At 51.7% G+C, this 22,512-nt stretch carries 20 protein-coding genes, 1 pseudogene and 1 riboswitch; of the genes and pseudogenes, 18 read left to right on the top strand and 3 right to left on the bottom strand.

The genetic code is table 11. The annotated features are described in order from the left end of the window. The first annotated feature begins 5 nt into the window (after positions 1–5). From CTH_RS03260 to CTH_RS03285, 6 genes are all read left to right on the top strand, one after another. Entirely contained in the window at positions 6–1,271 is a 1,266-nt protein-coding gene (locus CTH_RS03260) for an HD-GYP domain-containing protein (RefSeq protein ID WP_159071808.1), read from the top strand. A 15-nt stretch (positions 1,272–1,286) separates the two neighbouring features. Next, positions 1,287–1,976 (top strand): Crp/Fnr family transcriptional regulator, encoded by a 690-nt coding sequence (locus CTH_RS03265; protein ID WP_242947907.1) that lies wholly within the window; start codon positions 1,287–1,289, stop codon positions 1,974–1,976. A gap of 100 nt (positions 1,977–2,076) precedes the next feature. Next, entirely contained in the window at positions 2,077–4,026 is a 1,950-nt protein-coding gene (gene cooS, locus CTH_RS03270) for an anaerobic carbon-monoxide dehydrogenase catalytic subunit (protein WP_107753020.1), read from the top strand. An 88-nt stretch (positions 4,027–4,114) separates the two neighbouring features. Continuing rightward, positions 4,115–5,008, top strand: a complete 894-nt coding sequence (locus tag CTH_RS03275) for an AAA family ATPase (RefSeq protein WP_079906251.1) — start codon at positions 4,115–4,117, stop codon at positions 5,006–5,008. Next, the gene (locus CTH_RS03280) at positions 5,008–6,372 is read left to right on the top strand and encodes a VWA domain-containing protein (protein WP_078664290.1); all 1,365 of its coding nucleotides are present in this window, start codon (positions 5,008–5,010) and stop codon (positions 6,370–6,372) included. The genes CTH_RS03275 and CTH_RS03280 overlap by 1 nt, the downstream gene beginning before the upstream one ends. A 65-nt stretch (positions 6,373–6,437) precedes the next feature. Continuing rightward, entirely contained in the window at positions 6,438–6,836 is a 399-nt protein-coding gene (locus CTH_RS03285; protein WP_242946581.1) for a Fur family transcriptional regulator, read from the top strand. A 56-nt stretch (positions 6,837–6,892) separates the two neighbouring features. Here the strand turns inward: CTH_RS03285 and CTH_RS03290 are convergent, their stop codons facing one another. Further along, positions 6,893–8,146, bottom strand: a complete 1,254-nt coding sequence (locus CTH_RS03290; RefSeq protein WP_078664289.1) for an HD-GYP domain-containing protein — start codon at positions 8,144–8,146, stop codon at positions 6,893–6,895. 329 nt (positions 8,147–8,475) lie between these two features. On the opposite strand from CTH_RS03290, the gene sucC reads away from it, so the two are divergent. The 8 genes and pseudogenes from sucC (at position 8,476) to CTH_RS03330 (ending at position 16,570) form a co-directional block, all read left to right on the top strand. Beyond that, the gene (gene sucC / locus CTH_RS03295; RefSeq protein WP_078664288.1) at positions 8,476–9,591 is read left to right on the top strand and encodes an ADP-forming succinate--CoA ligase subunit beta; all 1,116 of its coding nucleotides are present in this window, start codon (positions 8,476–8,478) and stop codon (positions 9,589–9,591) included. Between the two features lie 14 nt (positions 9,592–9,605). Beyond that, positions 9,606–10,475, top strand: coding sequence for a succinate--CoA ligase subunit alpha (sucD, locus tag CTH_RS03300; RefSeq protein WP_078664287.1), 870 nt, complete (start codon positions 9,606–9,608; stop codon positions 10,473–10,475). A 15-nt stretch (positions 10,476–10,490) separates the two neighbouring features. After that, the gene (locus tag CTH_RS03305; RefSeq protein ID WP_078664286.1) at positions 10,491–12,143 is read left to right on the top strand and encodes an acyl-CoA mutase large subunit family protein; all 1,653 of its coding nucleotides are present in this window, start codon (positions 10,491–10,493) and stop codon (positions 12,141–12,143) included. A 28-nt stretch (positions 12,144–12,171) separates the two neighbouring features. Further along, the gene (locus CTH_RS03310; RefSeq protein ID WP_078664285.1) at positions 12,172–12,588 is read left to right on the top strand and encodes a cobalamin B12-binding domain-containing protein; all 417 of its coding nucleotides are present in this window, start codon (positions 12,172–12,174) and stop codon (positions 12,586–12,588) included. Continuing rightward, positions 12,572–12,982, top strand: a complete 411-nt coding sequence (mce, locus tag CTH_RS03315) for a methylmalonyl-CoA epimerase (protein WP_078664284.1) — start codon at positions 12,572–12,574, stop codon at positions 12,980–12,982. Before CTH_RS03310 ends, mce begins: the two co-directional genes overlap by 17 nt. Then, positions 12,982–14,529: an acyl-CoA carboxylase subunit beta gene (locus tag CTH_RS03320; protein ID WP_078664283.1), complete on the top strand. Its 1,548-nt coding sequence runs from the start codon at positions 12,982–12,984 to the stop codon at positions 14,527–14,529. Before mce ends, CTH_RS03320 begins: the two co-directional genes overlap by 1 nt. 13 nt (positions 14,530–14,542) lie before the next feature. Beyond that, positions 14,543–15,868: pseudogene (accC, locus tag CTH_RS03325) on the top strand (acetyl-CoA carboxylase biotin carboxylase subunit); the annotation flags it as partial. Positions 15,869–16,189: 321 nt separating this feature from the next. Then, positions 16,190–16,570: a biotin/lipoyl-containing protein gene (locus tag CTH_RS03330; RefSeq protein ID WP_107753026.1), complete on the top strand. Its 381-nt coding sequence runs from the start codon at positions 16,190–16,192 to the stop codon at positions 16,568–16,570. A gap of 22 nt (positions 16,571–16,592) precedes the next feature. On the opposite strand, the gene CTH_RS03335 is transcribed toward CTH_RS03330, so the two are convergent. Both CTH_RS03335 and CTH_RS03340 read right to left on the bottom strand, forming a co-directional pair. Next, on the bottom strand, positions 16,593–17,408 hold the full coding sequence (locus CTH_RS03335; protein ID WP_107753028.1) for an S-layer homology domain-containing protein: 816 nt from the start codon (positions 17,406–17,408) through the stop codon (positions 16,593–16,595). A 122-nt stretch (positions 17,409–17,530) separates the two neighbouring features. Continuing rightward, positions 17,531–18,217: a metal-dependent hydrolase gene (locus tag CTH_RS03340; protein ID WP_078664279.1), complete on the bottom strand. Its 687-nt coding sequence runs from the start codon at positions 18,215–18,217 to the stop codon at positions 17,531–17,533. Positions 18,218–18,319: 102 nt separating this feature from the next. Between CTH_RS03340 and CTH_RS03345 the strand changes: the two genes are divergently transcribed. From CTH_RS03345 to CTH_RS03360, 4 genes are all read left to right on the top strand, one after another. Further along, positions 18,320–19,222, top strand: a complete 903-nt coding sequence (locus tag CTH_RS03345) for a DMT family transporter (RefSeq protein ID WP_107753030.1) — start codon at positions 18,320–18,322, stop codon at positions 19,220–19,222. An 89-nt stretch (positions 19,223–19,311) separates the two neighbouring features. Continuing rightward, the gene (locus CTH_RS03350) at positions 19,312–20,619 is read left to right on the top strand and encodes a DRTGG domain-containing protein (RefSeq protein ID WP_078664335.1); all 1,308 of its coding nucleotides are present in this window, start codon (positions 19,312–19,314) and stop codon (positions 20,617–20,619) included. 5 nt (positions 20,620–20,624) lie between these two features. Then, positions 20,625–21,275, top strand: coding sequence for a phosphatase PAP2 family protein (locus CTH_RS03355; protein ID WP_078664277.1), 651 nt, complete (start codon positions 20,625–20,627; stop codon positions 21,273–21,275). Positions 21,276–21,290: 15 nt separating this feature from the next. Further along, positions 21,291–21,455: riboswitch (M-box (ykoK) riboswitch) on the top strand. A 124-nt stretch (positions 21,456–21,579) separates the two neighbouring features. Further along, the gene (locus CTH_RS03360; protein ID WP_107753032.1) at positions 21,580–22,509 is read left to right on the top strand and encodes a magnesium transporter CorA family protein; all 930 of its coding nucleotides are present in this window, start codon (positions 21,580–21,582) and stop codon (positions 22,507–22,509) included. Positions 22,510–22,512 lie beyond the last annotated feature (3 nt).

The following is a 22,512-nucleotide window of genomic DNA, read 5'->3' on the forward strand; positions in this document are numbered from 1 at the left end:
ACCGGATGAAAAGAAAGATGTCTCTAGTTAAGCAATTCAGTATCTCCAGTTTTATTGTCATCAGTTTGCTGGGAGTGGTGCTGGCTCTTACCTTTTCCGTTTTTTTCGAAAAACAGGTACTGAATGTGTCGGCAGAACGGACAGCTGATCTGGTCAATATCATTGTTTCCTATTCCTTGCGGCCGGAGGATTTCAGCCAGCCTATGAGCGGCCCTCGTCTGGATGCTATCGATACTGTGATCAGGGAAAATATTACTAATGAACCGGAAATGAAACTGGTAAAAATCTGGAATACCCAGGGGCAAATTATTTATTCCAATAAAGGGGACTTGATCGGTCAGAGTTTCCCGAAGGAAAGTGATCTAAAAGAAGCGCTGGCAGGAAAGATAGTTGCGGAAATAGCTGATATGCAGAAACCGGAAAACCAGATAGATGAGCTGGATCCATCCAGGCGCTATATAGAGGTTTATGTTCCCATCCGCGATAAAGCTTCTGGTCAGACGCTGGGCGTATTTGAGGTTTATCGGGAAGCGGATAATATCTACGAGTATATTGCCAATGGGCAAAAATTCGGTCGTTTCTTCATTGGCATCAGCTTTCTGGTCTTATATTTATCTCTGTACCAGATTGTTAAGCGGGCAGCTAAAACCATTGAGGAACAAAATGTGGCCATTCGGCGCCTGACCAGTCGTCTGGATGAGACCATGGCGGCCCAGGAGGCCATCCATGTAGGTACCATTAAAGCTCTGATGAGTGCCCTGGATGCCAAAGATCATTATACTGCCGGGCATTGCATGCGGGTGACTGACTATGCCCTTTTACTGGGGAGAGCTGTTAATTTGCCTCAGGAGCGTCTGGATTTGCTGGAAGAAGCCGCCCTTTTCCATGACATCGGCAAAATCGGTATTCCCGAGCAAATTCTGAACAAAAAGGATTCCCTGACCACGGAAGAATTTGAAGAAATGAAAAAACACCCGGTAATTGGTGCCGAAATCATTGCCTCTACCAGGGTATTTGCTGAACATGCCGAACTGGTCCGCCATCACCATGAGCGTTATGACGGGCGAGGTTATCCTGATGGGCTGAAAGGAGAGGAAATCCCCATTGAGGCCAGGATTATGGCCATAGCTGATACCTATGATGCCATGACCAGTGACCGGCCTTATCGCAGCCGGATGTCAAAGGAAAAGGCGATTAATATTTTGCTGGATTGCCGGGGTACCCAGTTTGACCCGCAACTGGTAGATGTTTTTGTGGAATTGATCCGTTAAAAAGGGGGGAGTTGAGTGGAGCTGACAGGTAAACATTTGCGCCGTCTGCCGCTTTTTGCCGGTTTGCCGGAAGAGGCCCTGAACGAACTAGCCAAACTGGTGAGGGTGAGGAATTATAAAAAAGACATGCTGATTTTTCTGGAAGGGGAGCCCGGAGAGGGTTTGCATTTTGTCCAGCAGGGGAAAGTAAAAATCTACAAAATGGCCAGTGATGGCAAGGAACAGATTTTGCATTTCCGTCAGCCCGGTGATATTTTCGCCGAAGTTACCCTTTTTGATGGCGGGCCTTATCCAGCTTCGGCGGAAACGATTGAGGAAAGCCAGATTGGCATTATCCGTAATGCTGATCTTTACCAGTGGCTGGAACATCATCCCTCCCTGACGGTGCAGTTGCTGAAGGACATGGCCAAAAAACTCAGGGAAGCCCAGCAACGGCTGGTGGAACTGGTTCAGAAAGACACCTACGGTCGGGTTGCTTCTACCTTACTAAGGCTCGCCGAAAGTTTCGGCAGTGAGTGTGCAGTTTGTAAGGAAAGCACAGTCATTAACCTCTACCTGGACCGTCAGGAACTGGCCAATTATGCTGGCACTTCCCGGGAGACGGCAACCCGGATTTTGCAGGACCTGGCCCGCAGTGGAATCATTAAACTGGAAGGCAAAAAAATCACCATTCTCAAACAAAAGGAACTGGAACGCTGGTTGTAGAGTGTGAGCAATCTCACACTCTTTTTTGTTTTTGCTTACAGTAACCTGCTGTCTGCCTCCGGTATAATTAGCCCTGAACAAAACTAAAGGAGGCCTGGTCATGGGTATTTTCGATTTTTTGCTGGGTGGCAATAAACAAAATCATAAGGAAAGTCATGGTTGTGCCAGCTGTGCTGCAGCGGATAGCTGTTATTCAGCCCACGAATCAGTGAACCAGCTGCAGGAAAGGATGAGCCAGCTGGGTTTACCCAGTGTATTTGATCGTTATCAGGCTCAACAGCCTCAGTGCGATTTCGGGAAAAAGGGAATCTGCTGCCAGCTGTGCAGTCATGGTCCCTGTCGGATTACTCCCAAAGCTCCTTACGGGATCTGCGGAGCTACTGCTGATACTATTGTTGCCCGAAATCTGGCCCGTTTAACAGTGCACGGAGTGTCAGCCTATACCCATCACCTGGAAGAATTGTGTAAAACTCTGAAAGCCACTGCGGAAGGGAAAACTCCCTTCACCATTGGCGATCCTGATAAACTGAAAGCTCTGGCTCAGGTACTGGGGCTGGAGCCGGAACAGCCGGTGAATGAACTGGCCAAAGCGGTAGCGGATATTGTGCTGGTGGAATTGCGCAAAGGAGCCGATGAACCTCTGGCTCTGGTCAAGTTGTTTGCTCCTCCTACCAGGATTCAGGCCTGGGAGAAGCTGGGGATTGTTCCCGGCGGTCCTCTGTCCGAGGTGCGGGATGCTTTGACCAAAACCATGTCCAACATCACCAGTGACCCGGTAGATCTGTTACTCACTACTTTGCGGCTTGGCATTGCTGCCGGTTACATGGGTCTGGTAGCAACCATCACCCTGCAGGACATCCTGCTGGGCTCTCCGAAATTGGTGAAGAGCGCGGCAGACCTGGGCATTCTGGATCCTGATACGGTCAATATTGTAGCTCACGGACACGTGCCTTTGATGGCCACTGCCGTGATTGAGGCCGTCAATGATCCGGAACTGATTAAGCTGGCGGAAGCCGCTGGCGCCAAAGGCATCAAGGTCTATGGTTCCATGTGTACCGGTCAGGAGCTGATGCAGAGAAATGCCCACAATCGTTCCGGCTATGCCGGCCAGCTGGGTAACTGGATAACCCAGGAATTTATGATTGCTACCGGTGCGGTGGATCTGGTAATGATGGATATGAACTGCTCGATTCCGGCCTTGAAATATGTGGCTGACCGCTTCCACACTAAACTGATCTCCGTATCCCACATTCTGCGCATGGCCGGGGTGGAAACCAATATCGATTACAAGCCGGAAAAAGTGGCAGAACAGGCCCGGGAAATCGTGAAAATGGCTATTGCTGCTTACAAGAACCGGGGCAAGGATGTGGTGATTCCGGTCAACCAGAAGCCGGTGGTAGCAGGCTTTGGCCTGGAAAGCATAGCTTCTGCTCTGGGCGGTAGCCTGAATCCCCTGCTGGATGCTATTAAATCTGGTGCTATTAAAGGGGTAGTCGCGGTAGTAGGTTGCACCAACAACCGCAATGGGCATGATTCCATGGGCATCGCCCTCACTAAAGAGCTGATTAAGCGGGATATTCTGGTGATCAATTCCGGTTGTATGTCCAGCGCTACCGAAAATGCCGGTCTGATGGACCCTGCAGCTGCGGAACTGGCCGGTTCCGGTCTGAAGGCGGTTTGCCAGTCCCTGGGCATTCCTCCTGCTTTGAACTTCGGTTCCTGTGTGGATATCGGCCGTATCGGGGTAGTGGTAACTGAATTGGCCAATGCCCTGGGTGTAGATCCTTCCCAGCTGCCGGTAGCAGCTTCTGCGCCTGAGTATCTGGAACAAAAAGCAGTTGCCGATGGGGCTTTTGCCGTAGCCTTTGGTTTACTAACCCATTTGGCACCTGCGCCACCGGTACTGGGCTCTGAACTGGTAACCAGGATTCTTACCAAAGATGTGGAAGACCTGACCGGCGGTCGCTTCCTGGTGGAACTGGATCCCGTTAAAGCTGCCGATGCCATTGAAGCCCATATTCTGAAAAAGCGCCAGGCCCTGGGCATTTAACCGGGGAGGGAGATAGGCGGCAGTCGCTGACTGCTGCCTTTCTGTGTTATAATAACGCTAAGAGAGAATGGGAAGGATGGGAGAAAAGATGTTTAACAGTGTTGCGGAACTGAAAGAAGCTTTTCGCCAGCAGGGTTATATCGGGGAAGAGGAGATCATAACCACTGTTTATCTGGCCTTGAAACTGGGCAAGCCCCTGTTGATTGAAGGAGCACCTGGAGTAGGGAAAACGGAAATTGCCAAGGTATTAGCCCGGATTTTTAACACCGAACTGGTGCGCCTGCAGTGCTATGAGGGTCTGGATGAAGCTAAAGCCCTGTACGAATGGAACTATCAAAAACAATTGATTGCTATCCAGATGGCCAAGGAGATGGGCTGTGTAGCTCCGGGGGCAGATAATCTCTTTTCCGGGGAATATCTGCTGGAAAGGCCTCTGCTCAAGGCCATTCGTGCTGAAAAACCGGTAGTATTGCTGATCGATGAAGTGGATAAGACGGAAACGGAGTTTGAGGCTTTCCTCTTCGAAGTACTGAGTGATTTTACTGTTTCCATTCCTGAGCTGGGGACCATGGTGGCCCGAACCCGGCCGATTGTGATTCTGACCTCCAATGCGGAACGGGAGCTGTCTGATGGTTTAAAGCGCCGTTGTGCCTATCTCTACATTGAATACCCCTCCTATGACAAGGAACTGGCAATTATCCGCACCAGAGTGCCGGAAGCTGAGGAACAGTTGGCCCGACAGGCTGCGGCGGTGGTTCAGACCTTGCGGCAAATGGACCTCAGCAAGAAGCCTTCCATTGCCGAGACGCTGGACTGGGTCCGGGGACTGCTGGCCCTGGGCGCAGCAGAAGTAAATGCCCGGAACCTGGAGCAGACAATGAATTTACTGCTGAAGCACCGGGAAGACCGGGAAATGGTCAAGGAAGCCGGTGGTTGTGCTGGTTTATGCCAGCGGGCAGGATGTGGAAGAAGGGATAAATAATGGATATGCTGGCCCGTTACTTGCGCTTTATTATCGCCCTGCGCAGCCTCAATTTGCGTATCAGCACTGCTGAAGTGATGGATGGGCTGGAGGCCTTACTTGCTGTAGACTGGACCAGCCGCTCCCAGGTAGAGACTGCTCTCATCACTACCCTGGCTAAAGACGCCCGCAGCCGGCGGCTGGTGCGCCAGGCCTTTGCCAGTTATTTTCGGCCTCCGGAGCAGGTAGCGGAAATGCTAGCCCAGTATGCGGCTCAGCAGCAGGAACAGGCCCAGCAGCTGGCTGAAGCGGAGGCGGAGCTGGTTTTCACCGGTCCGGAGGAAGAGTGGACTCAGGAACTGCAATTATCCCAGGAAGATAAAGAAACCTATGCCCGCCTGCCGGAAGAGGAAAAGCAAAAACTGCGGGATTTTTTACAGCAGTACGCAGCTGGAAACCAGATTGTGGACCCGCGCGGCCTGATGGAAAGGGTGGTGCAAAGTCAGCTCAATTACTGGAAACGCAAACTGCTGGCTGAAGAGGAAGAACGGGAAAGCAGGCAGGTGCAGTTGAAACCCCTGGAGACAGGGGATGCGGAGCTGGATGCCCTGCTGAGCCAGCTGGTAGTGAATGTGCCGGAAGAGGATAGCTTGCTCTATCAGGATATGAAGAACATCGAAGATGAGGACTTGCCCCGGGTAACCCGCCTGATTCAGCAGCTGACCCGGCGGCTGGCGGTGAAAATTTCCCGCCGTTACCGGCAAAGCCAGCGCCGTCGTTTACTGGATCTGCGCCGTACTATTCGCCACAATATCCAGTACGGGGGAGTAATGTTTCGGCTCAAATATCGACATCATCGCCTGGATAAACCCCGGGTAGTGCTGATCTGTGATGTTTCCGGTTCCATGGCCCGTTATGCCCGGTTTGTCCTGCAGTTCGTCTATGGTCTGGCCGGAGCGGTCCGGGATGTGGAAGCCTTCGTTTTCGCCGAGGACCTGGAACGCATTACACCGGTATTGAAACAAAGGCAGGGTTTTGCCGAAACCATGAGTGAGATCATGGCCCGCAGCAAGGTCTGGGGGCAGGGTACTAACCTGGCTCAGGCCCTGGCCCAGCTGGAACGGGATTATCAGCGGGTGCTGACTCCTTCCACGCTGGTGATTTTGCTCAGTGACGGCAAGACCACCGGGCTGGAACAGGCAGCAGCCCGGCTTAAGAAGGTGCGGGGACGGGTCAAGCATATCCTCTGGCTCAATACCCTGCCCCGCAAGGAGTGGCCTCTGACCCGGGCCCCCAGGTTACTGGGGCAACATGCCCGCTTACTGGAGTGCAACACTATCAGTCATCTGGAACAAATTTTGTCCCGCCATCTCTCATTTGCTTGACGATAGCTGGTACAGGTTTTATAATGTAATTAGAAATGATTATCGTTATGAGAGGGGACGGGGCCATGAAACAGACCCGGATGACCAGACAAAAAAAGATAATCCTTGAGGTTCTGCGTTCCACCAGGTCTCATCCTACTGCCGACTGGATCTACATGGAGGCACGCAAGCAGATTCCTAACCTGTCCCTGGGGACTGTGTACCGCAACCTCAACCAGCTGGCGGAAATGGGCGAGATTCTGGAATTGAATTATGGCAGCAGTTTCAGCCGTTTTGATGGCAATCCGGTACCCCACTATCATCTGGTCTGTGAAAACTGTGGCCGGGTTTATGACCTGGAACTGCCGGTAATGCACCAGCTGGAAACTTCCGCAGCTGCGGTGAGTGGGGCGGAAATTCGGGGACATCGCCTGGAATTTTACGGGATTTGCAACCACTGTAAAAGGGAACAATATCAACAGTAGAGGTAAACTGTATAAAAACAACCCCCTGACAGTAGCTTGTGCCAGTCAGGGGGAATTTATTTTTTCTGGATGATAGCTATAAACAGTTCGGTCAGCTCCGGGTCAAACTGGGTGCCGCTGGCCGCTGCCAGCCGCAGCAGGGCTTCATCCCGGGACAGGCCCTTGCGGTAAGGGCGGTCAGTGGTGAGAGCATCATAGGTGTCAGCTATGGCCAGGATGCGGCTTTCCAGGGGGATGGCCTTTCCTGCCAGACCGACAGGATAACCGGATCCATCCCAGTGTTCGTGGTGGTGGAGAATGATGCGGGCCTGTTGACTGAAACCGTCCATCACACCAATAATCTGGCTGCTAATGCGGACATGAGTTTGCATGGCGGCATATTCCTCTTTAGTAAGGTCTGTCGGCTTACCCAGCAGGTGTTCGGGAATACCGATTTTGCCGATATCATGGAACAGGGCAGCTTCCTCCAGAATTCGTAGTCTCTCGGCGGGTAAACCGATTTTTTTACCCAGCAGGAGGGCATAGTCTGCCACTCGCAGGCTGTGACCGGCGGTATAATGGTCCTTGGCATCCAGGGCGGCCAGCAGGGACTGGATGGTACCCCGGTAGATTTGTTGTTGTTCACTGAGAGAACGGATCAAGCGTTTTTCAATGCGATCCAGTTCATTTTTCTGGTGGGAAATGGTGTTGGCCGCGCCAAAGACAATGCGATACTGGACAATAAAGAGGATGAAAAAACTGGCTCCAATCAGGCCCCAGACGCTAAGGGCCACCTGTTTAAGTTTGGCAAAAAGTTCTTCAGTATTCCAGTAGGCTTCATATATGCCGGTAATCTTGCCATTGATTTCGATGGGCAGATAGACTTCAATTAATTCCTGATAGTTTTTGGTCAGGCCGGCTGCTTCGGCATGGGCGGTAGCAGAGTAGTCATCGGTAAATTCTGCTATGATCTGTCCGCTTAATGCGGTTTTGATATCCGGGTTATTGGGTTCCTGCTTTCCGATATATTTGTGATCAGTGGAATAGACGATCATTCCCTGCGAGTTCCAGAGCTTGATGAGCAAGACCTGGTTGCTGGCCAGATAGGCATTGAAGAAATTATCCAGCTCAGCCAATCGCCTGGGAGCAGGAATGGCAGCAAAGTCCGTCGAATTTATATGATCACGCATTAAAGGCAGTTGCTGAGCCTTGATTTGCTGCTTGAACAGCCAGATGGCCGTTTCTTTAATGGTATTATTCAAATCAAAACCCAGGATTGCACCTAAGATTATCATTGTTGCAATACTGTAGATGGCAAACTTTCTAACCACTGCTCTGGTGCCTCCTTAGACACGTTCAACACAAAATCGTTATAATTGTAGAATAAATTCGCTACAATTTCAATAGCCATTTTGCGCTATGAATTTATTTGCAGACTACTGAAAAAAATTGCAGATAGTTTCTGCAAATGATTGCGGAGTCGGGAGGTTGTCTGGCAAAATATTGCCATCTACTTATTTTTATCACTTGAATTTACTGAAAAATCTTAATTTTGGCCTGTTTTTTGCATAACTTATAGTCACGGCAAAGACAAGCTACAAATATGGGCATTTGTCTTTGAGTGATAGACAACAAAAGGGAGTAAAGGAGGAGATAGGGGATGAAGTTGTTCGAGTACATGGCCAAGGAAATCTTTCGCCAGGAAGGCATTGCTGTGCCGGCTGGACGAGTGGCGAACACCCCTGAGGAAGCAGCCCGGGCGGTGGCGGAACTCGGGCCGGCGGCTTTGAAATCCCAGGTGCTGGTAGGGGGCCGGGGCAAAGCGGGAGGCATCAAGTTTGCCAGCACTCCGGAAGAAGCTCTCCAGGTGGCAGAGCAATTGCTGAACATGGAAATCAAGGGCTATCGGGTGGAAACCTTGCTGGTGGAACAAAAGATAGGGATCGAAAAGGAGATCTATGTAGCGATTACAGTGGATGGCAGCGCCCGCAGACCCCTGTTAATCGCATCGGCCCAGGGGGGCATGGATATCGAGGAAGTGCCGGAAGAATACCTGGTCAAGCTGCATCTGGATATCAACCGGGGGATTATGCCCTATCTGGCCCGGGAAATCAGCCGGCGGCTGGGTTTGGCTGGAGATATATACAAGCAGATGACTGTGCTCCTGCAGAAATTGTGGCAGATCTTCCGCCGCTATGATTGTGAACTGGTGGAAATCAATCCTCTGGTGATAAGTGAGGGCAAATTGCTGGCTGCTGATGGCAAAATTAACATTGATGATGAAGCGGCTTTCCGCTATCCGGCAGGATTGCCCAGGGTGGAGGAACGGACAGAACGGGAGAGGCTGGCCCATGAACTGGGGATTTCTTACGTAGAGCTGGACGGGGATATCGCTGTTATGGCCAATGGAGCCGGGATTACCATGGCCACCCTGGATATTTTGCAATATTATGGCGGGCGAGCCCGCAATTTCATGGATGCTGGCGGCGGTGCCAGTGAAGAGGCCACTGCCAGGGCCCTGGAAATTCTTCTTTCCACTCAGCCCAAAGCCATACTGATCAACATCTTTGGCGGGATTACCCGTTGTGATGATGTGGCCCGGGCTTTCGTCAGGGTCAAGGAAAAACTGGGCATCACTGTGCCGGTTGTGATTCGCCTGGTGGGAACCAACCAGGAAGAAGGGGTGGCTATCCTGAAGGAAATCGGGGTAGAAGCCTATGAATCCATGGCAGAAGCAGCGGCCAAAGTGGTAGAACTGGCCAAACAAGCAGGTTAAGGGGGAGCAGGGAGATGGCGATTATTATTAACAAAGATACAAGGGTACTGGTGCAGGGGATTACCGGTAATCAGGGCAGTTTTCATACCCGCCAGATGCTGGCTTATGGTTCCAATATCGTAGCCGGGGTTTCCCCGGGCAAGGCCGGACAGGAAGTGCATGGGGTACCGGTATTTGATACGGTAGCTCAGGCGGTGGAAGCGGTTCAGCCCACAGCTTCCATTATCTTCATACCGGCGCCACTGGTAAAGGATGCAGCTTTTGAAGCCATAGATGCCGGTCTAAAAACGGTGGTTATCATTACCGAGCATGTGCCCTTACATGATGAAATGGAAATCATGGCTTTTGCCCGGGAACGGGGGACAACTGTAGTCGGGCCTAACACCTTCGGGATCATTTCTCCGGGTCAGTGCAAAATGGGGATTATGCCCAACCAGATTTTCCTGCCCGGTAAAGTAGGGGTAGTAGCCCGCAGTGGCACCCTGTCCTATGAGATCGTCTACAACCTGACCCGACAGGGGCTGGGGCAATCTACCGTAGTAGGCTTGGGCGGTGACCGGGTAGTGGGGCTGTCCTTTGTCGATGTGTTACAACAGCTGGAGGCTGACCCGGACACGGAAGCGGTGATCCTGGTCGGGGAAATCGGCGGTAATGCTGAAGAGGTGGCGGCGGAATATATCAAGACCATGACCAAACCGGTGGTGGCCTTCCTGGCCGGCAAGAGCGCGCCTCCTGGCAAGCGTATGGGCCATGCTGGGGCCATTGTGGAACGGGGCAAAGGCACTTTTGCCAGCAAGGTGGAGGCTCTGACGGCAGCAGGAGCCCGGGTAGCGGAATTGCCCTGGCAGGTACCGGAATTGCTTAAGCAGGCGCTCAAGAAATAAGGAGGGGGCGAGGTAATGAGGGAGAAACTGGCAGCCTGGGAAAAGAAAGTGGAAGAAAAGATATTGCCCAGGACACCGGAGCGACAGGCAAAGTTTGCTACCACTTCAGAGATTGAGATCAAAAGACTTTACACTCCGGAAGATACAAAAGACCTGGATTATCTGGAACAGCTGGGTTTCCCGGGGGAATATCCCTTTACCCGTGGGGTTCAGCCCACCATGTACCGGGGCCGATTCTGGACCATGCGCCAGTATGCCGGGTACGGCACAGCTGCGGAAACCAACCGCCGCTTCCATTACCTGCTGGAACAGGGTCAAACAGGGCTTTCGGTGGCTTTTGACCTGCCTACCCAGATTGGCTATGATTCCGATCATCCCATGGCCCGGGGGGAGGTAGGCAAAGTGGGGGTGGCTATCGATTCCCTGCAGGACATGGAAATTCTTTTGCAAGGCATACCCCTGGATAAAGTCTCCACCTCGATGACTATCAATGCCCCGGCAGCAGTGTTGCTGGCTATGTACATCGTGGTAGGGGAAAAACAGGGGGTCAGGCCAGAACAGCTCAATGGCACGATCCAGAATGATATTCTCAAGGAATATATCGCTAGGGGAACCTATATTTTCCCGCCGGAACCCTCCATGCGCCTGATTACCGATATTTTTGCCTTCTGTTCCCGGCATGTACCCAACTGGAATACCATCAGTATCAGTGGTTATCATATCAGGGAGGCGGGTTCGACGGCGGTTCAGGAAGTAGCTTTTACCCTGGCCAATGGCATCGCCTATGTGGAAGCAGCCATCAAAGCCGGGCTGAAGGTGGATGATTTTGCACCCCGTTTATCTTTCTTCTTTAATGCCCATTCCAATTTCTTTGAGGAAATCGCCAAGTTCCGGGCAGCGCGCCGGATCTGGGCCAAAATCATGCGGGAACGTTTTAAGGCGGAAAATCCCCGCTCCTGGATGTTGCGCTTCCATACCCAGACGGCAGGGTGTACCCTGACAGCCCAGCAACCTGATACCAATATAATGCGGGTGGCTTTCCAGGCTTTGAGTGCAGTTCTGGGGGGAACCCAATCCCTGCATACCAATTCCCGGGATGAGGCCCTGGCTTTGCCGACCGAGGAATCAGCTCTGATTGCCCTGCGGACCCAGCAGGTGATCGCCTATGAAACCGGGGTAACGGATACCATTGATCCCCTGGCTGGTTCTTACTTCATTGAGTCCTTGACTTCTGAGATTGAGAACAGGGTCTGGCAGTACCTGAACAAAATTGAGGAAATGGGCGGGGCAGTCCGGGCTATTGAGCTGGGATACCAGCAGAAGGAGATTCAGGAAGCAGCCTTCCGCTACCAGATGGAAATCGAATCCGGAGAGCGGATTGTCGTAGGAGTCAACAAGTTCGTGCTGCCGGAGGAAAAACAGCCGCAAATCCTGCGGGTGGATCCGGCGGTAGGAAAGGAACAGGTGGCCCGGTTACAGGCTTTGAAACAGGAGAGAGACAACCTGGCAGTTGCTAATGCCTTGCAAAACCTGAAGGAGACGGCCTGTAGCACGGATAACTTGCTGCCTGCCATCCTGCAGGCGGTCAGAGTATATGCTACTCTGGGAGAGATTTGCGATACTTTGCGGCGGGTGTTCGGAGAACATCAGCAGCATTTGACAATATAGAGTTATGGGAGAAAGAGGGGGGTAGCAGGTGGAGAAAAAAATCAGGGTATTGGTGGCCAAACCCGGTCTGGACGGTCATGACCGGGGGGCAAAAATCGTAGCCCAGGCGCTCAGAAATGCCGGCATGGAAGTGGTCTATACCGGGCTCAGGCAAACTCCGGAACAGATTGTGGCCACGGCCATTCAGGAGGATGTGCAGGTAATCGGGCTCAGTTGCCTGTCCGGAGCCCATAATGAGCTTTTTCCCCGGGTAATGGAACTGCTGCGGGCCCAGGGGATTGAGGACATACTGGTGATTGGCGGGGGGATTATACCACAGGAAGATATCCCGGGCCTGAAAGCGGCCGGTCTGGCGGAAATATTCACTCCTGGTACGCCCACTTCCGCTATTGTGGAGTTTATTCAAGAGCGGCTGGGAGGTGATGGTCATGCTGAAGAAAATTGACCATCTGGGCATTGCCGTCCGCTCCTTAGAAGAGGGGCTGGCTCTCTACCGGGATATTCTGGGCCTGGAAGTGAAGGGAATTGAGGAGGTACCGGCCCAGAAAGTCCGGGTGGCCTTCCTGCCTGTCGGGGAAACCAAGGTGGAGTTGCTGGAATCAACTGACCCCGATGGCCCCATTGCCAAATTCATTGCCAGCAAAGGGCCGGGGTTGCAGCATGTGGCCTTCCGGGTGGAAAACCTGGAACAGACACTGGCGGAACTGAAAGCGCAAGGGGTTCCGCTGATCGATGAGACCCCACGCCAGGGGGCAGGAGGAGCCAGAATTGCTTTTCTCCATCCCAAAGGCACCCAGGGCCTCTTGATTGAACTTTGTGAACGGCAGGAGGGGAAATAATGGCGACCATTGAAGAAAAACTGCAAGAACTGGCCGCCCGCCGGGAAAAGTTCAAGCTAGGGGGCGGAATCAAGCGCATCCAGCGCCAGCATATGGCCGGTAAAATGACAGCCCGGGAGCGGATTGAGCTGCTCCTGGACCCAGGCTCCTTTGTGGAAACCGATATGTTTGTCCAGGGGGAAGCGCCGGAATTTGGCAAGAGTGATGAACAGCTGGGTGAAGGGGTTGTCACCGGTTATGGTACCATCAATGGCCGGCTGGTCTACGTTTTTTCTCAGGATTTTACCGTCTATGGCGGGGCCCTGGGGGAAATGCATTCTCTCAAAATTTGCAAAATCATGGACCTGGCCATGAAATCGGGGGCCCCGGTGATCGGGCTCAATGATTCGGGGGGTGCCCGTATCCAGGAAGGGGTGATGGCCCTTTCCGCTTATGGCAATATCTTTTACCGCAACACCCTGGCCTCAGGGGTGATACCCCAGATATCGGCCATTATGGGGCCCTGTGCCGGTGGAGCCGTCTATTCCCCGGCTATCACCGATTTTATCTTTATGGTGCAGGAGACTTCCAAGATGTTTATCACCGGTCCGCAGGTGATTAAGGCTGTTACCGGGGAGGATGTTTCCACTGAACAACTGGGAGGTGCCATGACCCATAACCATGTTTCCGGGGTGGCCCAGTTCCTGGCTCATAATGAAGAGGACTGTTTGCGGCAGATACGCACCCTCCTTTCCTATATACCTCAGAACAATATGGAGGAACCGCCCCGGGTGGAGCCACGGGAGCCCTTCGGCCGGGCGGAAGACATCCTGAAAATCGTGCCCACAGAACCTAACAAACAGTATGATGTCCGGGATGTCATCCAGGCAGTAGTGGATGGGGGCGAATTCTTCGAAGTTCATCGCTACTGGGCGGAAAACTGTGTGGTGGGCTTCGCCCGTTTGGATGGCTACAGTGTGGGCATTGTGGCCAACCAGCCCAAAGTGCTGGCCGGTTGTCTGGATATCAACAGCGGGGACAAAATCGCCCGGTTTGTCCGTTTCTGTGATTGCTTCAATATCCCCATCATCACTTTTGTGGATGTACCTGGCTTTTTGCCGGGCACGGCCCAGGAATACGGGGGTATTATTCGTCACGGAGCTAAAATCCTTTACGCTTACTCAGAGGCGACAGTGCCGTTGATGACGGTGATTTTACGCAAGGCTTACGGAGGAGCTTATGTGGCCATGTGCAGCCGCTCGCTGGGGGCTGATGTGGCCCTGGCCTGGCCGACAGCGGAAATCGCCGTTATGGGTCCCGATGGTGCAGCCAATATCATCTTCAAGGATGAAATCAACAGTGCCGATAATCCAGAGGAAGTGCGGGCGCGCCGGACGGCGGAATACCGCGAAAGGTTTGCCAACCCCTATGTGGCCTGTGCCAAGGGGCTGGTGGATGACGTTATCGATCCCCGGCAGACCAGGGCCCGCTTGATTCAGTCCCTGCACATGCTGCGCAATAAACGGGAAAGCCGGCCGCCGAAGAAACACGGCAATATTCCGTTCTAAAGGAGGGAGAGCCGTGTTTAAAAAAATCCTGATTGCCAATCGGGGAGAAATTGCGGTTCGGATTATCCGGGCCTGTCATGAACTGGATATCGCCACTGTGGCCGTTTATTCCGAAGCGGATGCCCATAGTTTGCATGTGCAGCTGGCCGATGAGGCCTATTGTCTCGGGGGCCCCCGCAGCTACCTGGAGGCGGAAAAAATCATCGAGGTGGCTGTCAAAGCTGGTGCCCAGGCGGTGCATCCCGGCTATGGCTTCCTGGCGGAAAACGCTGATTTCGCCCGGCGCTGTGCTGAAAACGGTCTGGTCTTTATCGGCCCCTCCCCGGAGGCCATCGAAGCCATGGGGGATAAAGCGGTGGCCCGGGAAACCATGATCAAGGCCGGAGTGCCGGTAGTACCAGGCAGTGAAGCTATTATTGAGTCGGAGGCAGAAGCGTTGAAACTGGCTACCAGAATGGGCTTTCCTGTGCTGTTAAAAGCAGCTGCCGGCGGGGGCGGCCGTGGGATGCGGATTGTCCGGCAGAAGTCGGAGTTTGCCGAGGCCTGGCGGGCAGCCCGTTCTGAAGCCCAAACCTGGTTTAATAATCCTGATGTCTATCTGGAAAAATATCTGGAGAACTGCCGTCACATCGAGTTTCAAATTCTGGCTGATAACCACGGCAACGTAGTTTATCTGGGAGAACGGGACTGTTCGGTACAGCGCCGGAATCAGAAATTGATTGAAGAAGCGCCGTCTCCTGCCCTCAGCAGCCGCTTGCGCGAAATCATGGGGGGAGTGGCGGTCCGGGCAGCTCAGGCCGTTAACTATTCCGGTGCTGGCACGGTGGAATTTCTCCTGACCCGGGATGGCGACTTTTATTTCATGGAAATGAACACCCGGATTCAGGTAGAGCATCCCGTGACTGAAATGATTACCGGAATCGATTTGATCAAGGAGCAAATTCGCATTGCGGCCGGAGAGCCTCTGGGTTATGAGCAAAAGGATATCCAGATCCGCGGCCATGCCATTGAATGCCGGATCAATGCCGAAGACCCCTTTAACAATTTCCTGCCCAATCCAGGTACTATCACCTTTTACCGTCCGCCGGGCGGTTTCGGGGTGCGGCTGGACAGTGCAGCTTACCAGGGGTATACTATTACTCCCTTCTACGATTCCATGATCGGCAAACTGATTGTTTGGGGGCATGACCGGCAGGAAGCCATTCAGCGCATGCGCCGCTGTCTCAAGGAATTTCTCATTGAAGGAGTAACTACCACCATCCCCTTTCATCTACAGGTGCTGGATAATTTCTATTTTCAGAAAGGGGAGGTCTATACCAATTTCCTCACTACCCGCATGGGACCCCTGGCACCCAAGGAAAAAGCAGCGGTGCGCTCGCCGGTGGCTGAGGCTGTACCTCGACCTGGACCTGAAGCGGTAAAGGCGGTTACCGGCAGTGACAATCAGAGGGTGGCCGGGACCGGAGGGGAACTGACCCCGGAATTGCTGGCAGTGATTGCTGCAGCCGTGGATGCAGTCAGTGATGGCAAGCCGTTACAGATAAGAGAAATCAGGAGAGCAGACAGGGACGGCGGTTTGGCTGGCGGCAGTCCCTGGCGAGTGCTGGGATTGTATCAGCAGATGCAAAGCAGACTGCTGAGGTAGGAAGGGGAGAGATGCATGAAAAAGTTGCGAATAACCATTAATGGCATAGCTTATGAAGTTTTGGTGGAGGAACTGCCCACTGAAGCCGGGGCCCAGACGCCGGCCACCATTCAGCGTCCGGCGCAACCGGCGGCGACACCGCCGCCTCCTGCGATGGCTGCCCCGGCACCGGCTGCCGGTGGCAACGGCCAGGTTACTGCTCCCATGCCGGGGGTAATCAAAGGTGTAAAGGTCAAGCCGGGGGATAAGGTAGATGTCGGGCAGGTGCTGGTGATACTGGAAGCGATGAAAATGGAAAATGAAATTGCTGCCAAACAGGCTGGTACCGTTAAGGAAGTGCTGGTCAGTGAAGGCCAGAACGTGGGTATGAATGAAGTGCTGGTAGTAATAGAATAAAAAGAGGGCTAAGAGCCCTCTTTTACATTTTATGCCCGGTGGGATGGGGCTGGCCAGTTTGTCCCATCATACCGGATTCAGCCATCATCATTTTCATTTCTGCCATCATGGCTTTCATGTCTTTGATTAATTGCATCATTTTTTCTTTCTGTTCACCATTCATCGTAGACAGCATTTTTTCCATTTGCATAATTCTGGTCTGTTGTTCAGCCATCATTTTAGCCATTTTTTCCTTCATCATGCCCTGTTTCATATTCATGCTGGTTTGTTTTGCATCCATCATTTTATCAGCCAGTTCGGGACTGTTGTTTGAGGTTATTAAATTTTTCTGGGCCAGTTTGGCCAGCAGTGTTACTGCTTCGGCGCGGGTAATTTCCTGATGGGGGCGCAACTGGTTGTTTTCCTCTGCAGGCACCAGTACACCTTGCTGTACGAGATAAGCAACGGGCTTGCGGTCTGCATCCGGGATGTCCTGCTGGTCATTGTATGCAGACAGGAGTGCGGTGGTTTCTTCAGCGGTTAAAGCCTCAGCGGCGCTATTTAAACCGAACAGATCTACAATACCTTTAATTACTGCTACCCGGTGAGTCATGGTCAGGCTGGCTTCTTTGCCGGATACTCTGGTAAGTAAACGGTTGAGATGCTTCAGGTCCATTTTCATGTCGGGATGAAACTGGCCGTTTCCCGTGCCCTTTACCATTCCTTTACTTTGCATGAACTGAATATAAGGGGCGGCGGGATGGTTGGTTATGTCGCTAAACTGAGTTTCAGCAGCGAAACTCAAAGATGGCACAGCCAGCACAGCTGCAGTTACAAAGGTTACAATTGTTTTTTTCATAATACAGTCCCCCTTCGCTATTAATTAGTTTATCTATTACATAGTGTAATATACATTTTTGGCTAAAATATGTCGAATTTATGAAGATTTTGTGAAGATGTTGTGAAGACGTTGTCATATTTTTACTGTATTTTCCAGCTCTCACCCGGATTAAGGATAATTACTTCCGCTCCTGTTTCCGCTTCTACCCGCTGTTTGAAACTGGTGGCATCCTGGGCGATCAGGGGCCAGGTGTTGTAATGCATGGGGATCACATAACGGGGGGTAAGCATTTTCACCGCCTCCAGGGCATCATCAGGACCCATGGTGAAATTATCCCCGATGGGGATAAAGGCTACATCCAGCACATGCCGGCGGCCGATCAAGGCCATATCTCCAAAGAGTCCCGTATCGCCGGAATGATAGAGGGTCAAGCCATCCATTTCCACGATAAAGCCACAGGGGTTGCCCAGATAGATGGCAGGGTATTCGCCGCTGGAACTGCCATGCAGAGCCGGGGTTAGCTTGATTCTCACCGGGCCGAAATTGTAGCTGCCGCCGATATGCATGGGATGGACAGTGGCCCCCTGGGTGGCACAGTAGTTGGCGATTTCAAAAACGCTGACAATGGTGCCATTGCTCTGGCGGGCGATAGCCACACTATCTCCCAGGTGATCACCATGGCCGTGACTGACCAGGATATATTCGGCCTGGATTTCCCCGGGCTGATGTTTGGCGACGGGATTGCCGGTCAGAAACGGATCGATGGCAACTCGAGTCTGGTTTCCTGCCAGCCAGAAGCCGGCATGACCGAGAAATGTAATCTTCATAGCTCTCAACCTCCTGAAATAATTTTCTGATTATATTTTAACTGCTGGTGCAAACTTTGCCAAATTCAGTTATAATAGGAGAAGATAAAGGAGGCGAAAAAATTGCTGAAAAATAAAGGGGAGCTGGCTTTACTGGTAGTGACCCTGATCTGGGGCACTACTTTTATTGTGACTAAGCTGGGGCTGGGGGAGATGCCGCCATTTAGCTATCTGGCCATCAGGTTTACCATTGCGGCTCTGGTGCTGGGGGTGATCTTCTGGCGGGAGATTAAAGCCCTGCCGGCGGGGGGCTGGTGGGCAGGGATCAAGCTGGGATTGGTTCTGGGCGCTGGCTTTGTTCTGCAGACCCTGGGCTTATTGAGCACTACTGCCTCCAAGTCAGCTTTCATAACCGGCCTGGCTGTGGTATTAACCCCGGTAGTAGCTTTTTTCCTTTACGGGCAAAAGCCCTCCCGGGCAGTCTGGTTGGGGTCACTGCTGGCTTTCACCGGGCTGGCTTTGCTTTCCTGGTCTCCGGAACTGGTGCAGGGCGAGTTTAACCGGGGAGATGTACTGACCCTGCTGTGTGCCATTGCCTTTGCCCTCCATATTGTGCTGGTTTCCCGTTATGCCGGCCGCTACCCTACCGGCCCCTTTACCTGGCTGCAGTTACTGGTGATCGGTTTGGGTTGCTGGCTGTTCTCCTGGTGGACCGGGGAAAGCTGGCTGATGGCCGGAAAGGCAACCTGGCTGGGTTTACTGTACATGGGGGTAATAGCCACCGGTCTGGTATTATTTTTGCAAAACTGGGGCCAGCGCTTTACATCGGCCCAGCGGGCAGCTATAATCTTTACTCTGGAGCCAGTTTTTACAGCGGTGTTTGCATTTGTCTTTCTAAGAGAGACACCAACCCTGCAGCTGTGGCTGGGAGGGACATTGATTTTAGCAGGGATTCTTTATTCGGAAATCGGGGATCAGCGCATAAAATCCCGGGAACTGGAAATAATGGAGGCGAATGATGGGTAAGTCGATTGTACCAGCAGGGAAAACTATGATACAATAATGGTAGCACAATCGGGTTGTTATGCAACACAGGAGAGGAAGGAGTGCGGACCATGGCACCACAAACCAAACATGAGCAGATATTGCAGTATATTGAGGCATTACCGGTTGGAACCAAGGTTTCGGTGCGGCGAATTGCCCGGGAGCTGGAAGTAAGTGATGGTACAGCCTATCGGGCCATCAAGGAGGCGGAGGCCCAGGGGCTGGTCAGTTCCATTCCCAAAGTAGGTACAGTACGGATCGAAACTCCGGAGGCACGGGAAATTGAGGATCTAACCCTGGCTGAAATCAAGCGCCTGGTTGAGGGTACAGTGCTTACAGGTGAAGAGTATTTGAGCCGAGGGATTAAAGCTTTTACAATTGGAGCGTCAACGGTGGATGTATTGCCCCATTATGTTGAAGAGGGCAGTGTCTTTATTGTGGGTAACCGTACTGATGCTCAGCGGGCGGCCCTGGAGCTGGGGGCCCATCTGCTGATTATCGGGGGCTTTACCCCGGAAGAAGAGATTATCCAGCTGGCCCGGCAAAAAAATCGGGCGGTCATTTCCACCCCCTATGACACTTTTGCTGTGACCAGTATTATTAACCGGGCCCTGCTGGCAGCCATGCCGGACAAGGAGATTGTGCTGGTAGAAGATGCTATGGTGCGGGAGTTTCGCTATTTAAAAGCAACTGACCGGATTGCAGACTGGCACGCCGCGGTGGAGAAATATCACCACAGCCGTTTCCCGGTTTTGAACGAGGCCGGGGAGGTTATTGGCCTGGTTACCCCCGTAGATGTGTTTGGTCGGGAAGAGGATGAACCGATTTCGGCGGTAATGCGGCCGGCAGTTACAGTTGAACAGGATGTCTCCATTGGTCATGCCGCCCGTCTGATGATCTGGGAGGGCCAGGAGCTGCTACCTGTAGTGGATGACAGGGGCAGGGCAGTGGGGGTGCTCAGCCGGCAGGATATTATCAATGCCTACCAGCATCTGCAGAAGCAGCCCCATATAACTGATACCCTGGATAATATTGTCCTTTCCGGTTTTCGCATGGAAGATACCGAGCTGGGGGTGAAGCTGCTGGGGGAAATTACAGAATTTATGACCAATGAATTTGGCTTTGCATCGGTAGGTGTGCTGGTTACATTGATTAATTCCACCGCTTATATAGCCCTTAAACGCCGCAAACGTCTGGACTTGTCCACCGAGAGCCTAACTCTGTTACATATAGAGCCGGTACCCTTTGACCAGCAGGTAGAAGTAGAGGCTGCCGTCCTTTCCACCTCCCGTCGGGTAGCCAAAATTGAAGTAACAGTACGGCAGGGAGAGCAGCTGGTGGCTAAAGCCTTTATTACCGGCAAGAACCTGGAGAGGTGAGCGAAATGAAGAAAAAAATGGTACTGATCTGGGCCTTGACCGGGCTGGGACTGTTCTGGTTTGCCAAACTGGCTGAGGATCTAATCTATCATGAGCTTTACCCTTTTGATTCCCTGGTGTCAGGCTGGATTCAGGGCTGGCGCCAGCCCTGGCTGACCGAACTAATGCGGGCTATTACCTTTATGGGCAGCGGTAAGGCGGTTATTCCTCTGAGTTTGCTGGCTTTATGGCTGCTGGGGCATTCTCAGGCCGGGAAGCGGGCAGCCCAGCTTTCCGGGGCTGTACTCATTGGCGGAGTGGCGCTGGAGGAGAGTTTGAAGCGCCTCTTTCATCGTCCCCGGCCACCCCGGCCCTGGTTAACTGAGGCCAGTGGTTTTAGTTTTCCCAGCGGCCATGCCATGATCGGGATTATTGCCTATGGATTGCTGGCTTACTGGGCCTGGAAGCTGCTACCCCGGCCATATAACAGAATGGCAGCAGCCCTGGCGGTATTTTTGTTTCTCTGTATTGGTTTAAGCCGGGTCTATCTGGGGGTACATTATCCCAGTGATGTGCTGGCGGGCTTTGCGGCAGGAGTCTTCTGGCTGGGAACCTGGTGGCTGGCAGTAAAAAATTTTAACTGGCTGGTTGACGGGCAAAGAAAGAGGAGCGTATAATAATAATTGAAATAAATAATTCCTCGTTAGGTGAGGCTACTGTATAGACAGATGCCACTGCCCAGAAATGTCGAGAGACACCAATGGGTTAGCAGATATGGCCGGCTTAAGGCTTTATCTAATGTGGCTGGCGAACAGCCTAGCTATACAGAGCTAAAACTCAAACGAGTGGGGAGTGAAGATGAAACTTGGCTTCCCATTTTCGGGAAGTTTTTTTTTTGGAGGTGATGAAGAGCATGGATGGAAGTAAAGGAAAAGATAACAGTGACGATTTACGAAGTATATTGGCAAAGGAGTGTTATCCATGGTGGAAATCTTCATCACCGAAACTAATAATAATTCTCTGCAAAAAAGCCAGATTACCAAAGGGGTTTGGATTGATGTAACAGCACCTGAGCCTCATGAGATCGACCTGCTGGTTGAGCATACAGGGGTAAAGAGGGAATTTCTTTTTCACCCTCTTGATCTGGATGAGCAAGCTCGCATTGATCAAGAAGGAGACCAGATCCTGATCATTGTGGATATTCCTTACAGTGAAAGTGATCAGGATTTTTATACGGTACCTTTAGGTATTATCATTGTTAGAGATGAATTTATAATTACCGTGTGCAGTGTACAGAGCCCTGTGATTGAAGACTTTAAACGGGAAAAAGTCAAAGGTTTTTTCACCTATAAGAAAACTAGGTTCGTTTTTCAACTGTTTCAACAAATCGCCAGCTATTATTTAAAGTATTTGCGCATGATTAACCGTAAACGGGAACAAATAGAATCCATTTTGCACCAATCAATGAAAAATGAAGAAATTTTTAATCTATTAGATTTAGAAAAGAGTTTGGTCTATTTCACTACTTCCTTGAAAGCTAATGAACTGCTGATGGAAAAAATGCTGCGCTTAAAAATTTTAAACATGTATGAAGAAGACAAAGATGTACTGGAAGATGCTATAATAGAAAATAAGCAGGCTATTGAAATGGCCCACATTTACAGTAATATTTTGAGTGGAATGATGGATGCTTTTGCTTCCATCATATCCAACAATCTTAACATTGTAATGAAATTTTTAACATCGGTTACTCTTGTCTTATCGATACCTACTATGGTTGCCAGTTTCTTTGGCATGAATGTCAGTATTCCGATGCAAAATTATCCCCATGCTTTCCTGATGACAATCATTTTATCTTTATTACTATCTGTCTTGCTAGCCATCTATTTCAGGAAAAAAGACCTGTTTTAAAGG

It is taken from the genome of Carboxydocella thermautotrophica (genome assembly GCA_003054495.1).
In the GTDB taxonomy this organism is placed as follows: Bacteria; Bacillota.